The organism is Kitasatospora sp. NPDC056800 (assembly GCF_042789775.1).
Taxonomy (GTDB): domain Bacteria; phylum Actinomycetota; class Actinomycetes; order Streptomycetales; family Streptomycetaceae; genus Kitasatospora.
Genome location: NZ_JBHUAL010000058.1, coordinates 1 through 14,380, shown reverse-complemented (window position 1 = coordinate 14,380; position 14,380 = coordinate 1). Strand labels below are relative to the sequence as shown.

Below are 14,380 nucleotides of genomic sequence, written 5' to 3'. Positions count from 1 at the left end.
GACGACGCCGGAGAGAGTCCCGGCGCGCTGACTGCTGACCTAGTCCGAAGCCCCGGGGCGAGTGCCCCGGGGCTTCGCCGTTTCCGGTCCCACTCGCCCGCAGACCGAGTGGAGACCACCATGCGTAACCAGCCCTCGCACGACAACGCGGCCCACGACCACCGCAGGCTCGGCCGTGAACTCGACCTCTTCGACACCGACCCGCTGATGGGCTCCGGCCTGCCGTACTGGCTCCCCGACGGCGCCGCGATCCGGCACTCCCTGGAGGAGTTCATCCGCGACCGCGAGCGCCGGGCCGGCTACCGCCACGTCTACTCCCCGGTGCTCGGCAAGCGCGAGCTGTACGAGATCTCCGGTCACTGGGCGCACTACCGAGAGGACATGTTCCCGCCCATGGAGCTGGGCTCCGAGGAGATGGTGCTGCGCCCCAGCCTCTGTCCGCACCACGCGCTGATCTACCGCTCACGCTCCCACAGCTACCGGGAACTGCCGCTGCGCATGGCCGAGTTGGGCGGCATGTACCGGTCCGAACTGTCCGGGGTGCTGGGCGGGCTGACCAGGGTCCGGGCGATCCAGCTGAACGACGCCCACATCTTCTGCACCCCGGAGCAGGCGGCCGACGAGGCCGTCGCCGCACTGGAGCTGATCCGCGAGGCGCACCGGGCACTGGGCGTCGTCCCGGTCCGCTACCGGCTCTCGCTGCCCGGCGCGGGCGGCAAGTACGTCGCCGACCCGGCGCTCTGGGAGCGTGCCGTCGCCCTGCTCACCGAGGTGCTGGAGCGCTCCGGGGTGCCGTTCGAGGCGGCGGAGGGCGAGGCGGCGTTCTACGGTCCCAAGATCGACGTGCAGATCGCCGACGGCGCCGGGCGCGAGTTCACCCTCTCCACCGTGCAGATCGACTTCCACCAGCCCGAGCGGTTCAACCTGCACTACATCGGCGCGGACGGCGCCAAGCACCGCCCGGTGATGGTGCACCGCAGCGTGATCGGCAGCGTCGAGCGCGTGGTCGCCCACCTGATCGAGCTGTACGGGGGCGCGTTCCCGGCCTGGCTGGCACCCGTCCAGGTGGTGCTGCTGCCCGTCTCCGAGGCCGAACTGCCGCAGGCCGAGCGGTTCCGGCAGCGCTGCCTGGACCTCGGGCTGCGCGCCGAGGTCGCCGGCCCCGAGCACGGCAGCCTCGGCGCCCGGATCCGCGCGGCCCGGCTGGTGCCGTACCAGGCGGTGATCGGGGCGAAGGAGTCCGTGGACGACCGGGTCGCGCTGCGGCTGCGGGACGGCCGCCGGCTGGAGCCGCTGCCGGCTGAGGAGGCGTGGGCGCGGATCGGCGCGCTGGTGGCGGCGTGCGACGCGGAGCTGTGGCCGGAGGGCGCCTCGGGGCGGCCGGAGAGCTGATCGCCGGGGCGGCGGCCGGGAACGGGGAGGTGGCGGCCGTGATCGAGGGGGGTGGCGGCCGTCGGCTCCGTCGGCCGCCGCGCCGGTGGCGTACGTACGACTAGTGCGGTGCACGGTGTGTCGGCCGGGCCGCGGGTGGCGGCCGCCCGTCGAATGGGCCGGGCGGCCGAGTCCACCGCCGCTGTCCCCACCCGTCCGGAGGTACCCCGATGCGCATTCCCTGCGGCCTCGCCGCTCCCGTCCTGGCCGGCTCGCTCGCCCTTGCCGGGGCGGTGGCCGCCACCCCGGCCGGCTCGGCCGAGCTGCGGCCGCTGCCCAGCCCCGCGGTCCAGTACTGCGCCGCCGTACTCGGGCACGTCCCGGGCGCCGATGCCGCTTCGCAGGCCCTCGGGCGGGCCTGCTCCTCGGACTACCGGGCCGAGCAACTCGCCCAGGCCGAACGTGACTTCGCGGCGTCCGGGCCGGCGGACCAGCCCTCGCTGCCGATGGAGTAGGCCAGGCCGGGACGTTCCGTCGACCGGCCCGCGCCGCAGGAGTCCGAGGCCCCGCGCGGCGCGGGTCGGTCAGTAGGACTGGAGCTCGACCAGGCGGCCGTCCGGGTCGCGCAGATGGGCGCTGCGCAGGGTGGGGCCCCACTCCGGGCGGTCGGTCGCGGGCGCGGCCGGGGTGCCGCCGTGGCGCAGGCAGAGGTCGAGGGCGGCGTCCACGTCGGCCACCCACAGGACCAGCATCGCGGCGTCCTGCGCGAGGGCGGCGGGCACGGTGGGTGCGCCGGTGTGCCCGGGCGGCTCGGCGGTGGCGAGAGCGGCGGCCATCGCGGAGCGGTCGAAGAGGGCGAGCAGGGCCTGGTCGGCGAGGTCCCAGTTGGCGTACGGGCCCTCGGGCGAGCCCTTGACCAGGGTGGCGCCGGTGAGTGGCGGGAGGACGGCGCGGTAGAAGTCGAAGCACTCGGCGAAGCGGGTGACGAGCAGGCGGGGGTACAGGGCGTCCACGGGCGAACTCCTGGCAAGGGGGCGGCGGTTCCGAATCAGTGGGTCGGAACCTACTATAGGGACGGACCCTAGACTGTCGCCATGGCCTCCGAGAATCCCCAGCACGCCACCGAGAACCCCCAGTCCGCCGCCGGGCTCCCCCCGACCCTGCTGGACCTCACCACCTACCTGCTCTCCCGGGTCGGCAAGGCGGCGCGCGGCCGGTTCGCCGAGCGGTTGGCCGAACGCGGCCTGCGGCTCTGGGACATGGCGGTGCTGGCCGCGCTTGCCGACTTCGGCCCGCAGGCCCAGCGGGACCTGGTGCGGCGGCTGGCCATCGACCCGAGCGACCTGGCCAAGGTCGCCGACCAGCTCGCCGCCGCCGGGTACGTCGAGCGCGCCAGGGACCAGGCCGACCGGCGGCGGGTCTCGGTCTCCGTCACCGACGCCGGACGGGCGCTGCTCGCCGAACTCGACGCCCAGGCGCGGGCGGTGCAGGACGAGGTGCTCGCGCCGCTGGACGCGGGGGAGCGGCGGACGCTGCAGGAGCTGCTGCTGCGGGTGCACCTCGGGATGGCGGAGCGGCGCGGCGGCCTGTGAACAGCCGGGCGGCTCGACCGGCTCAGGCGGTGGGCTGCCCCGGGCGGCGGGCACCGGCGAACTCGCCCGCCCAGCGCGGGACGTCGAGCACGTTCTCGACCCGGGCGACCAGGGTGCCGGTCCGCTCGGCGTGGATCATCGCGCCCTCGCCGACGTGGATCCCGACGTGGTGCAGGGGGGCGTCGGGGCGGGAGAAGAAGAGCAGGTCGCCCGGGGCGAGCGCGTCGCGCTCCACCGGGGCGCTGAGGTTGAACTGGGCGACGGTGTAGTGCCCGAGCTCCACGGTGCCGTGGCTGGCCCGGTACCAGCAGTAGAGCGACAGGCCGCTGCAGTCGAAGCCGACCGTCTTCTCGCCCATGCACACGCCGTTCAGCCAGCCGTTGTCCTCGTCGCAGAAGCCGAGGCTCGCGCCCAGCCGGTCGCCGCCGCCCCAGGCGTACGGCACGCCGAGCTGGCTCGCGGCCACGGCGGCGACCCGGCGGCCCAGCGCTGCGGCCGGCAGCGACCCGGCCGTCTCCGGCGGGGTGTCGGACGCCGCCTGGGCTGCCGGGCCGAGCGCCGGGACGAGGCCCGCCCCGAGCGCGAGTCCGAGCATGCGGCGCCGACGGACTCCGGAGGCCTGGTCGCGGCCGGACGGTTGGGGCTCCATGGCGGTGCCTCCCGGGGCTGGAGGTGGATGAGCGCCCGGGGGCGTGGTCCCCGGGCGCAGGTACCAGGATGGCGCTCCGGCGGGCCGGTCCGCCATCCCCCGCAACGGTGAATCGTGGACGCAGGAGGCCCGGAACGGAAGGGAGTTCACCGGTTAAATGGTTTGACGGTCGCTCAGGAGAGGCCAACGATGGGCGCGAACGTTCGGTCGGGACCGTCGGAGGACCACATGAGCAGCGCCGTCAAACTGATCCGCACCACGCGGCTGACCAGGGCGGTGGACTACGCCTACGCGGCGGAGGTCGACGCCCCGGTCCGCTCGCTCTGGCTGGCCGGGGCCTGCCCGCTCGACGAGGAGGGGCGGACGGTCGCCGTCGGTGACTTCGAGGCCCAGGCCCACCAGGTGATGCGGAACCTGATAACCGTGCTGGAGGAGTCCGGCGCCTCCCTCACCGACATCGCCCGGACGACGGTCTACGTGGCCTCCGCCGACCAGGCGGACCTGGTGAAGGTGTGGAACGTCTACCGCGCCTACATGGGGGAGCACGACGCCCCGAGCACCCTGCTCGGCGTCGCCGTGCTCGGGTACCACGACCAGCTGGTGGAGGTGGAGGCCGTGGCCGTCCTGCCCTCCTGAGCCGTCCTCATCCGACCGGTGCCGACCGGAGCCGACCGGTGCCGACGGGGTCGGCGGGCCCCGCCCGGCCGTTCCGGCGGAGGAGGGCCGCGGCGGCACCGGGGCGCCCGCAGCGTTGTCAGAGCGGCTTGGCAGGATGCTCCCCATGCTCCTGACCCGTTCCGACCAGCGCCGTGACGACCGGCCCGCGCCTCCCGACGTCCGGGGCGACTTCGAGGTCCACCTGACCGTGGAGCCCGGAGCCGCCGAGGCGCTGGCCGCGTGGGCGCGGGGCCACGACGTGAAGTTCACCCACATCCTGCTGGCCCGCGGTGCGGCGCCCTCGCAGCCGATGCTCACCCTGCGCGCCGACGGCACGCTGGCGGAGGTCGCCGCGGTGACGTCCCGGACGGCCGAGGGGCTGGCCCGAGCCGGGTTCACCGTCCTGCGGGCGAAGATCGAGGCAGCGCCGTGGGCACACGGCGTCCCGGCCTCGGACGAGGACGCCGTGCCGCACGGAGCCGGCCGGTACTTCGAACACCACGTCAAGCTGCTGCTCCCGGGCCCGGTGCCCGAGGCGGAGCACGCGCGCCTCGCCACCCTCACCGAGCTGGCCGTCCGGCACGGTGCGCACCTGTCGCGCAATCCGCGCCGGGTGCGCGCGGACGGCCGGTACGAGTGGTTCGTGACCCAGCGGTGCCGCTCGGTGGGCCTGGACACCGCTGGCCGCCGGCTGGAGGCGCTGCTGCGGGACCTCGCCGCCGACGGCCGTGAGGTGGTGTCCGTGGAGCGCGAGTTCGTCGTCGTGGACAGCCACGAGGACCTGGACGCGGGATGGATCAGCGAGCACGGGCACGGCGCCCGGCCGTACGGAGACGGAGAAGGAGAGCAGGGATGACCGAGGGCAAGTCCCCGTCGCCGGTGGCGTGGGAGAACCTGAACTGGGGACCGTGGCAGGGCGTGGTGCTGCCCAAGCGGCCGCCGTCGGAGGAGGTCCGTGAGGACCGGGACCTGCCCAGGACCATCCGGCCGGTCGACGACGAGGCGGTCAGCCAGCAGCCGGTCTTCGACCCCGCCCTCGCCGGGTACGCCCGGGCCCTCCGGCCCAGCGAGCCGGCCTTCGCCGACCCGCGGCTCGCCGAACGCTGGCTCGCCGCGCGGCGCGAGGCGCTGGCCACCGTGCTCTCCGCCGTCGCCGACTCGCCGTGGGCCGACCACCTGGTGCTGCGCGGCAGCGTCCTGCTGCGCGCCTGGTACGGCGAGCAGGCGCGGGAGCCGGGCGACCTCGACTTCGTGGTCCGCCCGGCCGACTGGGAGCTGGCCGACGAGCGCACTGGCCGGATGTTCCGGGAGCTCGCCGCCGGCGCCGAACGGCTCTCGGGCACCGTGCGGGTGCACGCCGACCAGGCGGTCAGCGACGAGATCTGGACCTACGACCGGGTCCCCGGGCGCCGGCTCGTCCTGCGGTGGACGGCCCCCGGTGTCCCGGGCGGGTCGGTCCAGCTCGACTTCGTCTTCACCGAGCACCTGCCCGTCCCGCCGCAGCCCTACCTGCTCCCCGGCGTCACCGGCCCGCTGCTCGGCGCCACGCCCGAGCTCTCCCTCGCCTGGAAGATCCTCTGGCTCGTCTCGGACATCCACCCGCAGGGCAAGGACCTGTACGACGCGGTCCTGCTCTCGCGCACCGCCGAGGTCCCCTACGAGCTGCTCCGGGAGGTCTTCACCCAGTCCGACCCGAACTGCCTGTACTGGCCGGTCTTCCCGGAGCAGATCACCGGACTCGACGTCGACTGGGACGAATTCGCCAAGGACTACCCGCAGTTCGCCGACCACGGCGAGGATTACCCCGCGCAGCTCCTCGCCCGGCTCCACCCGACCTTCGCCGACCACGGCGAGTACGCGCTGCGCGCCCGCTGGCTCGCCCCGCTGACCGAGGAGCTGCGGCAGACGCTGGCGGACGCCGGCATGGACGAGGTCCAGCGGCGGATGTCCGGACGCCGCATGCTCCCGGACAACACCCTGGTGATCACCGGCGAGCTGCTCGGCGGGGACCTCGACGGCGCCCACCGCGTCGTCTCCGGCCACCTCGGCAGCCAGGTGGACCGGATGACCCACCAGCTCGCGGAGGCCGCCGACCGCTACGCCGCCGAACTCTCCGACGGCCACGGGACGGGAGGCGGTTCCGACAGCTGACACTGCCGCCTGACAGCCGTACGACCGACCGTCAGGACAGGCCGCCCGGCCGCCGGGGCCGCCGCACGGGACGCGGCCCCGGTACGGCCGGTGCTGCGGCACGGCCTGTACGGCGGCGCGGCCCGCTCCGCGGTCAGTCGATGTAGCCGGCCGTGCGGTAGCCGCCGCGGGCGGTGCGGTCCACCTCGTCGGCGCCCCAGGTGTGCGGCACGGTCAGCTTCCAGCGGGCGCGCAGGACGGCGTGCTCCTCGCGGTTCCTGGTCACGTACCACTGCCCCATGCGGCACCAGGCCAGCGGCTCGTCGGCCTCCGTGGCCACCGCCCGCACCAGCTGCGCCGCGTGCCGGGCCACCTCGCCCTCCAGCGCCTCCAGGTACTGGTTCATCCGGTAGGTGGCCTGGTCGCCGTGCTGGAACATGGCGTACTCGGAGCCGCCCGCCATGTGCAGCCGGCCGTGCTCCATGGCCACCTTGCCGCTGCGCACCACCTCGCCCTCCTGGGCCGTCCCGGCGATCCCGGCGTTGAGCCGGTCCAGCAGCTTGGCCTTCTCGGGGGTGGCCTCCGGGATCTGGCCGCCGCCCGTGCCGCCCTGCGCGGAGTAGACCTCGTGCAGGTCGTAGTCCCCGGTGTAGAGGTAGCGCTTCCAGTGCGGATCGGCCTTCAGCTGGGTCAGCGCCGGGCCGCCGTCCTGTGTCCGCAGGTCGATCGGCACGTACTGCTCGCCCCCGGGGCCGGTCTGCACGATGCCCAGGTCCAGAACGGACTGGGGCGGGCGGTCGATCCGGATGCCGGCCAGGCCCTGGTCGTTCCAGTGGCCGACGAAGCCGCTCAGGTCCTGGGCCTGCAGCCAGCGCAGCACCGTCGCCGGGTCGCCCTCGGCCTGCCCGGGCCCGGTGCCGTACTTCTTGCGGACGGAGGAGGGCTTGATGGACTTCTCCAGGATGGTGTGCGGCTTGGGCTTGGCGCCCTCCGCGATGCGCCGGATCGAGTGCTCCCCGGTCTCCCGCACGGCGATGGTGTACTTGTGCTTCCGGCACACCTCGGAGATGGCGGCCCAGTGGTCCTCCCACACGATGGTCCGCAGGTCGGCCGCCCGTCCGCCGGAGGCGGCCTGCCCGTCGGGCGTGGCGGCCTCGCAGATCCTCAGCACGTTGTTCTGGTCCAGCTGCACCCGGGGCCGGCGCGGGGCGGCCTGGTCGCCCGGTGCGCGCTGGAGTCCCACGGCCGCCCGGCGGTCGTCCCGTCCGGTGCCGTCCCGCTGCTCCGCGATCATGCGCGCCGTCGCCGCGTTGCCGACGGTGCGCTGCAGGGCCGCGGCGCCCCGCGCGGGCGCGTCCCCTTCGGAGCGTGCTCCGGTGCCGGGGCGCCGGGCCGGGCCCGCGTCGCGCTGAGGCTGCCCGGCCTTCTGCGGCTGTTCCCTCGAGTGCATGCTGCGACCTCCTCGGTCCCCTCCGTCCCTTTATACAAGGGGAGTTCGCCGATGCCGGAGGAAAGCTCAGACGGTGCCCTCCCGGTCCGCCGCCCCGGGCCCGGAGGGCCAACCGGTCGTGCACTCCAGGACCCGGCCGTCGGCCGTGCCGACGAGCAGGCGGCCGGCCCCGGTGGCGGTGAGCGCGGTCGGGACGACGGGGACACCGGCGACGGTCAGCCGGTGGCGCCGGCGGAGGGCGCCGGTGCGGAGGTCGAGGGCCAGGAGTTCGCCGTTGCGGTAGGCGACGTGGGCGGTGTCCGGGTCGGTGTCGAGGTCGAGGGCGACGTGGTCGGTCCGGAACACCCAGCGCGGCGTGCCGTCGGTGCCCGAGCGGCGGACGACGAACGAGCCGCCGGGCTGCAGCCCGTGGCCGCTGTAGACGGTGCCGGCGTACACCAGGTCGCCGTCGGCGGTCTCCACGCCCGGGCCGGGGAAGTGCGTCTCCCCGGGCTCCCAGGAGAACGGGAACAGGGGTTGGAGGTCCGCCCCGTCGGGGGAGCGCACCGAGAGCACGTACGGCTCCGTCTCCCGACGGCCCGGCGGCGGGGCCTGGTTGACGTAGTCCCGGCTCCCGCGCCGGATCCGCAGGCGGTCGTGCACGTCGAGGTACGGGACGGTGCGGTGCCGGAGCAGCAGGCCGTCGGGGAGCGTGGTGCCCCCGGGCTGCTCCGGGGCGTCGTCCTGGTCGCCCTCCTCGTCGTCCTCCTCGCGGGCGAGGGTGGCCAGGACCGCGCCGTCCGGTCGTTCCTCGACGGCGAGGACGTGCCGTCGGGGCTCCCAGTCCGGGCTCAGGGCGGAGAGCGCCCGGTGGGCCTCCTCGTGTCCGTCGGTCCGCGGGGCCGGGACCCGGGGGCCGGCCAGGTCGTCGAAGGTGAGCGAACGGGGCGCGGCGGTGCGCCAGTCGGGCCGCCGTACGACGGCGACGTGGCCCTCGACGTGCGCCTTCCGGTCCTTCCAGTCGTCGGGCGGTGACATCAGCACGCGCAGGGCCTGGTCGTCGAGCCAGGTCAGTCCGAGGACCCTGCGGCCGAAGTCGTGCTCGATGAGCGAGGTGGTCGTGCCCGTCTCCCAGTCGAGGAGCAGCAGCTCGCCCTCGAAGAAGTAGCCGCCGTCGTACGCGCCGGTGCCGACGGCGAGAAGGGGCGCGGTGGGGTGGAAGGCCAGCGCGTGCACCGGGAAACGCGTCCGGAGCACGGCCCGGCAGCCGAGGTCCCCCGTGCCGTACACCCCGACCGTCGCGGTCCGGGCGAACGCGCGCTCGCCCGCGACGGCGAGCAGGCCGCGCCGCTCGTCGGGCACGGCGAGGACGGGGCGGCCGACCTCGGCGAACGGGCGGTCGCCGAGGACCCGGAGGACGCGGACGGGGTGGAGCGGGGAGGTCATGCGGAGATTCTCCCAGTCGGCGGCGACGGTCCCCGGGCGGGTCCCGCCGAGCGGGGCGGCGGCCGCCTCAGCGTCAACGCCGATTGACGCTTACCATGCCCAGCGGGCCGTGTTTGCAAGGAAGTTGGCCGGTCCGCCCCTACCCTTGGGCCATGAAACAGCACATCGTCACGCTGGTCCTCGCGGGCCTCCTGCTCGGCATCGTCGCGTTCGGTGCCGGCTGGTTCGCGGCGGACTCCCGGCAGACCGCCCCGGCGCCGACCTACATCACGGTCACGCCGGAGCCGGTCGCCACCGGCGCGGTCTCGCCCCCGGCCTCGGCTGCCTCGGCCGGTAGCCGGTAGCCGGTAGCGGGCGGCCGGTGTCCGGAGGCGGGGGCGGCCGTTACTGCCGGACCGCCCAGAACCGGTCGGCCATGTTGTCGTACGCGACCGACGCGGACAGCGACTCCGCCGGCTCCTTCCAGAGCATCTGCCACTGGCCGTCGCCCGGGTCGTTGTCCACGATCACCTCCAGACCGCGCGCCGTGTTCACCCAGCTGCTCGCCTGGTCGCGGAAGCCGTAGTCGGTGAAGTACACGGCGGCGTCCTCGTGGAAGAGGTTGAACTGGAGCCGGCGGCCGCCCCAGTTCCGGTCGGAGTAGAAGCAGTAGTAGGACGGCTCGCTGACCGGGGTGGGGCAGTGCTTCCAGTCCGGGCTCCGGACGGTGCGGCGGCGGTGGTCGCCGCTCCACGGCGGCGCCTGCGCCTGCCCGGGCAGTGGGAGCACCAGCACCGCTCCGTCCGGGAAGGTGATCTCGTTGGCGGCGGTCTGCCGACCGCCCTTGCCCGCGGCGAGCTGGGCGTCCACCGCCTGCTGCAGCACGTCGCGGTCGCCGTCGCTCAGGGAGGTGATGATGGCTCTCTGGTCCCCGGCCTGGCTGGGCGCGGCGGCGGCCTGCGCCCCGAGGGGAGCGACCAGGAGCACGAGGGCCCCGGCGGTACGGACGAGGAGTCGGCGGACTCGAGAGTGCGTCATATGCCAAACGTAGCCGCGCACATACCGCCGGTAACCTTGCTTTCTCGATCAGACGGCGCGTACGCGGCAGCGGTGCGCCGGTGCGTACGCGCCCCCGGATCGGGCGTGCCCGCGACCCGCTACCCGTCACCCGCTACCCGTCACCCGTCACCCGCTACCCGCTACCCGCTACGCCTCGCCGAGCGGCCCCCGAGGAGCACGGTCGGCGGGGCCCGGCACGAGGGGCGCGGTGACGCGCTGGGTCGGGGCGGTGCTGTCGTTGTCGTCGCTGTCGTCGTCGTCCGAGTTCACCGAGGCGGTGATCGAGCCCGTCAGCGAGGAGGCCAGCCCGAGGAGCAGGAAGAGGACGAGCAGGCCGCGCGCGGCACCGCCCAGGACCAGCGGGCGGGTGGCCGAGACCGGGCCCGCAGGCTCGCTGCCCGGCTCGTCGCCGAACAGGCGCTTGGGGTAGGCGGACGAGATCATCGTCAGATAGGCGGTGTAGCGCACCCGGTAGCGCAGGATCGCGGCCGTCGCCTCGTACAACGGCTGCGGCATCCGGCCGAGGACCAGCACCACCAGCCAGAGGACGAACGACACCGTCCACCACCCCGCGTACACCAGGCCCTGCACGATCGAGGCCGGGACGACCAGGATGATGCGGAACAGCACGGCCAGCCGGTTCAGCTCGCCCGGCCGCAGCTCGACCTGCACCGGGTACTCGGGCACCTCGAACCGGAACGGCGGATAGCGGTCCACGGTGAGCATCAGGTACGCGGTGACGCGGGTGTCGTACGGGACGAACACGGTGAGGTAGTCCGCCACGAAGCCGGGCAGCCGGCCGAGCACCAGCGCGCCGAACCAGCCGACGACGGTGACGAAGAACGCCACCACCGACAGCACCCAGACCACCACGAACTGGGGGATCAGCAGCAGCGCGCGCAGCAGCACCGTCCAGCGGTTCTGCGGGGCGGGCGCCGGCATGTCCAGCACCGGGAGCCACTCACGGCTGACGGGGGCGGGAGGAGCCTGCCACATCCGGGCCTCCACGGTCTCGGGACGACGGGACCCGGCCGTCGGGCGGCGACCGGGTGCCCTCCGAAGATCGCAGCCCCCCGCCCGCGGCGCGCGCCACGCTGCGCCGGACGGGGCAGCCGCAGGAGTTGGCGGGGATGCTCCAGCGGCTGTCAGGCGAGCTTCGCGCAGAGCGGTTCGGCGGAGCCGTGCCTGAGGGTCAGCGTCTTGTAGCCGGTGGAGCTGATGTCGATGGTGTAGACGCCGTCGACGAGATAGAGGTCGCGGGGCAGGTTGCCGCCGTTCGGACCGACGCCGAGCAGGACCGGGCCGTGGGCGTGCCAGGTCTGGGAGCTGTCGGGGCGGTAGTCGACGACGGCCCGGCCGCCGGCGTCCGCGACGTACGAGGCGCCGGTCGTCGCGTTGGTGATCCGCAGGACGAGGGCGCCCCGGAAGGCGGCGCGCCGCACGGTGGTGCCGTCGGGGGCGTACTCCAGCACCCGCCGCTGCCCCTCGTCGACGACGGGCTCCAGGTGCACGGGGAAGTCGCAGCGGGAGCCGGCCGGGAGGTCGGACGCCGGCGTGGGCCACGCCTCCCACCCGCCCTGACCGGCGACGGCCCCGGGCGCGCCGGAGGAGGCGGCAGAGGAACCGGCGGAGGAAGCGGCGGAGGCGGGCGGGACGGTCGCGGCGCCGGCCGGAGCGGCCGCCAGCCCGGTGACGGCGGCCAGCGCCGCGGCCGCGGCAGTGAGCAGGATTCGTCGCATGATCGGTCCTCCTGGCGAGGTGTCGGACGTGCGGGGGCCCAGCCTGGCAGGCGCCCCTGACCGGATTCTCACCACGATCCCCGGGCCGCCGCCGCCCGAAGCCTCCCGCTGGGCGATCCGGGTCCCAGACCTGTCATCGGCCCCCGGGTGGGCGACCCCCTTCGAGGCGCCGTTCGGGGCCATGGCAGCATGGGCCGCATGACGACAAACCGAAAGGTCCATGCCGCGTAACCGGCCAGGACGGATCCGGGCCGGCCTTCCGCGCCGGCACCGTGAGCAGAACACCAAGACCATCATCGACGGGCTGTCCCCGCGAGTGCTGTCCGAGATCGCCCGCCTCGAGCGCACCCGCAACTACCTGGAGCCGGGCACGGTCGGCTGGGCCGTGCGCATGTGGAAGGAACACGTTCACCGGTCCGCGCGCGAGCTGTGGCACCACTACGAGCACGGCGACGTGCACGAGTACTGCTGCGGCAATCCCCTGCAGGCCCGTGCCGTCCTCGACACCGTGCTTCAGGGCATGTCCCCTCGTGGTGCCCGCGAGCTCCGGAGAGTCATCGCCCACCTCGACGGTCAGCTCGATCACCTCTCACTCCCGCCACCCCCAACAGGGCCGTAAAGCGCAAGCCGAGGTCGGCGTTTGACGTGTCCGAAGCGTTCGACCATGAAGGCCTGCCGAGTGCGGGCATGTTCGCGGGCAGCGCGCGGCCGGCGGCGGCGCCGGTGCGGGTTGGCGACCTGTGGGGTCCGTCGGGCCTTCTGGTTCGCCCGTGCCGGCCGTCGCCGGATCGCGGGCTTTCCGATGTCTTGACGAACCCATGACACTGGCGGACCATCAAGCTGGCGCGCGCCGAACCTCCTCCACCGTTCCGCCCCCCACGGACCCCCACAGGAGGACAGTCATGCGACTGCCCCGCCGAGGGAAGCCCGCCGCGGCCACCGCCGTCCTGCTGGCCCTCGCCCTCGCCACCCCGCTCACCGCCAGTGCCGCCGACACCGGCACCCCCGCCCCGTTCACCATCGGTGCCGCCGACAACGACGGCGCGCGGCAGTACCGGCTCGACGGCCCCCGCACCGTCGCCGAGCGCACCGCCGTCGCCGCCACCGGTGCCTCCGTCGACGCCGTCCTGCCCGACGCGGTGGTGGTCACCGCCACCCCCGCCGAGGCCGCCCGGCTGCGGACGCTCGGCTGGTCGCCCGTCGCGCTGCCCGGCCCCCGCTACGGCGACGAAGGCGACGGAGGCGGCGCGGGCCTGGCCGGGCCGGAGTACGACTTCCCGCCGGCCGACTCCGGCTACCACAACTACGCCGAGGCCACCGCCGACATCGACGCCGTCGTCGCCGCGCACCCGGACATCATGAGCAAGCGCGTCATCGGCACCTCCTACGAGGGCCGGCCGATCGTCGCGGTGAAGATCAGCGACAACGTCGGCACCGACGAGGACGAGCCCGAGGTGCTGTTCACCGCCCACCAGCACGCCCGCGAGCACCTCACCGTCGAGATGGCGCTCTACCTGCTGCACGAGTTCGGCGACAAGTACGCCACCGACAGCCGCATCGCCAACGCCGTCAACAGCCGCGAGATCTGGGTGATCCCCGACCTCAACCCGGACGGCGGCGAGTACGACATCGCCACCGGCCGCTACCGCAGCTGGCGCAAGGACCGCCAGCCGAACTCCGGCAGCAACAGCGTCGGCACCGACCTCAACCGCAACTGGAACTACAAGTGGGGGTGCTGCGGCGGCTCCTCCGGCTCCACCTCCAACGAGACCTACCGGGGCAGCGCCCCGGAGTCCGCCAAGGAGACCAAGGTGGTCGCCGACTTCGTCCGCAGCCGGGTCGTCGGCGGCAAGCAGCAGATCACCGCCGCCATCGACTTCCACACCTACAGCGAACTGGTGCTCTGGCCGTTCGGCTGGACCACCGCCGAGACCGTCCCCGGCATGACCGCCGACGAGTACAACACCTTCGCCGCCATCGGCCGGGACATGGCCGGCACCAACGGCTACACGCCCGAGCAGTCCAGCGAGCTCTACATCACCGACGGCGCGATCGACGACTGGCTGTGGGGCGCCCAGCGGGTCTTCGCCTACACCTTCGAGATGTACCCCGGCCCGAACGGCAGCAGCGGCTTCTACCCGCCCGACGAGGTCATCGGCCGCGAGACCGCCCGCAACCGCGAAGCGGTCCTCCGCCTGGTGGAGACGGCCGACTGCGTCTACCGCGCGATCGGCAAGCAGCAGCAGTACTGCGGCGTCTCCGCCTGAGCACCCGCCCTCGGCACGCGCGCTCCGGGTGCCACCGCCCGGCGCCGGCTGCGGGACCACCC

At 74.2% G+C, this 14,380-nt stretch carries 16 protein-coding genes; 9 read left to right on the top strand and 7 right to left on the bottom strand.

From position 1 onward, the window contains the following. Positions 1–120: 120 nt before the first annotated feature. Positions 121–1,392, top strand: coding sequence for a threonine--tRNA ligase (thrS, locus tag ACFRQN_RS15660; RefSeq protein WP_380740853.1), 1,272 nt, complete (start codon positions 121–123; stop codon positions 1,390–1,392). Between the two features lie 209 nt (positions 1,393–1,601). Further along, positions 1,602–1,886, top strand: coding sequence for a hypothetical protein (locus ACFRQN_RS15655; RefSeq protein WP_380740852.1), 285 nt, complete (start codon positions 1,602–1,604; stop codon positions 1,884–1,886). Between the two features lie 69 nt (positions 1,887–1,955). Here ACFRQN_RS15655 and ACFRQN_RS15650 read toward each other — a convergent pair whose 3' ends face one another. Then, positions 1,956–2,384: a VOC family protein gene (locus tag ACFRQN_RS15650; protein WP_380740851.1), complete on the bottom strand. Its 429-nt coding sequence runs from the start codon at positions 2,382–2,384 to the stop codon at positions 1,956–1,958. 81 nt (positions 2,385–2,465) lie between these two features. Here ACFRQN_RS15650 and ACFRQN_RS15645 point away from each other — a divergent pair, with 81 nt between their 5' ends. Further along, positions 2,466–2,963: a MarR family winged helix-turn-helix transcriptional regulator gene (locus ACFRQN_RS15645; RefSeq protein ID WP_380740850.1), complete on the top strand. Its 498-nt coding sequence runs from the start codon at positions 2,466–2,468 to the stop codon at positions 2,961–2,963. Positions 2,964–2,985: 22 nt separating this feature from the next. On the opposite strand, the gene ACFRQN_RS15640 is transcribed toward ACFRQN_RS15645, so the two are convergent. Continuing rightward, on the bottom strand, positions 2,986–3,612 hold the full coding sequence (locus ACFRQN_RS15640) for a C40 family peptidase (protein ID WP_380740849.1): 627 nt from the start codon (positions 3,610–3,612) through the stop codon (positions 2,986–2,988). A gap of 228 nt (positions 3,613–3,840) precedes the next feature. Between ACFRQN_RS15640 and ACFRQN_RS15635 the strand changes: the two genes are divergently transcribed. The 3 genes from ACFRQN_RS15635 to ACFRQN_RS15625 all read left to right on the top strand — a co-directional run bounded on the left by ACFRQN_RS15635 (position 3,841) and on the right by ACFRQN_RS15625 (position 6,420). Then, a complete protein-coding gene (locus ACFRQN_RS15635; protein WP_049652920.1) occupies positions 3,841–4,248 on the top strand; it encodes a RidA family protein in 408 nt (135 codons plus the stop codon). 145 nt (positions 4,249–4,393) lie between these two features. After that, positions 4,394–5,125 (top strand): hypothetical protein, encoded by a 732-nt coding sequence (locus tag ACFRQN_RS15630; RefSeq protein ID WP_380740848.1) that lies wholly within the window; start codon positions 4,394–4,396, stop codon positions 5,123–5,125. After that, on the top strand, positions 5,122–6,420 hold the full coding sequence (locus ACFRQN_RS15625; protein WP_380740847.1) for a nucleotidyl transferase AbiEii/AbiGii toxin family protein: 1,299 nt from the start codon (positions 5,122–5,124) through the stop codon (positions 6,418–6,420). The genes ACFRQN_RS15630 and ACFRQN_RS15625 overlap by 4 nt, the downstream gene beginning before the upstream one ends. Before the next feature lie 133 nt (positions 6,421–6,553). Here ACFRQN_RS15625 and ACFRQN_RS15620 read toward each other — a convergent pair whose 3' ends face one another. Further along, positions 6,554–7,849 (bottom strand): hypothetical protein, encoded by a 1,296-nt coding sequence (locus ACFRQN_RS15620; protein WP_380740846.1) that lies wholly within the window; start codon positions 7,847–7,849, stop codon positions 6,554–6,556. A gap of 66 nt (positions 7,850–7,915) precedes the next feature. Further along, on the bottom strand, positions 7,916–9,274 hold the full coding sequence (locus ACFRQN_RS15615) for a hypothetical protein (RefSeq protein ID WP_380740845.1): 1,359 nt from the start codon (positions 9,272–9,274) through the stop codon (positions 7,916–7,918). 152 nt (positions 9,275–9,426) lie between these two features. Here ACFRQN_RS15615 and ACFRQN_RS15610 point away from each other — a divergent pair, with 152 nt between their 5' ends. Beyond that, complete coding sequence (locus ACFRQN_RS15610) at positions 9,427–9,618, top strand: hypothetical protein (RefSeq protein ID WP_049652898.1); 192 nt, start codon at positions 9,427–9,429, stop codon at positions 9,616–9,618. Positions 9,619–9,658: 40 nt separating this feature from the next. Here ACFRQN_RS15610 and ACFRQN_RS15605 read toward each other — a convergent pair whose 3' ends face one another. From ACFRQN_RS15605 to ACFRQN_RS15595, 3 genes are all read right to left on the bottom strand, one after another. Beyond that, positions 9,659–10,291, bottom strand: coding sequence for a peptidase inhibitor family I36 protein (locus tag ACFRQN_RS15605; RefSeq protein WP_079272205.1), 633 nt, complete (start codon positions 10,289–10,291; stop codon positions 9,659–9,661). A gap of 168 nt (positions 10,292–10,459) precedes the next feature. Next, positions 10,460–11,308 carry a DUF4389 domain-containing protein gene (locus ACFRQN_RS15600; RefSeq protein ID WP_380740844.1) on the bottom strand — a complete coding sequence of 283 codons (849 nt, stop codon included), beginning with the start codon at positions 11,306–11,308 and terminating at the stop codon, positions 10,460–10,462. 149 nt (positions 11,309–11,457) lie between these two features. After that, positions 11,458–12,051, bottom strand: coding sequence for a hypothetical protein (locus ACFRQN_RS15595; RefSeq protein ID WP_380740843.1), 594 nt, complete (start codon positions 12,049–12,051; stop codon positions 11,458–11,460). Between the two features lie 220 nt (positions 12,052–12,271). On the opposite strand from ACFRQN_RS15595, the gene ACFRQN_RS15590 reads away from it, so the two are divergent. After that, positions 12,272–12,670 (top strand): hypothetical protein, encoded by a 399-nt coding sequence (locus ACFRQN_RS15590; RefSeq protein WP_380740842.1) that lies wholly within the window; start codon positions 12,272–12,274, stop codon positions 12,668–12,670. A gap of 283 nt (positions 12,671–12,953) precedes the next feature. Beyond that, positions 12,954–14,318 carry a M14 family metallopeptidase gene (locus ACFRQN_RS15585; protein ID WP_380740841.1) on the top strand — a complete coding sequence of 455 codons (1,365 nt, stop codon included), beginning with the start codon at positions 12,954–12,956 and terminating at the stop codon, positions 14,316–14,318. Positions 14,319–14,380 lie beyond the last annotated feature (62 nt).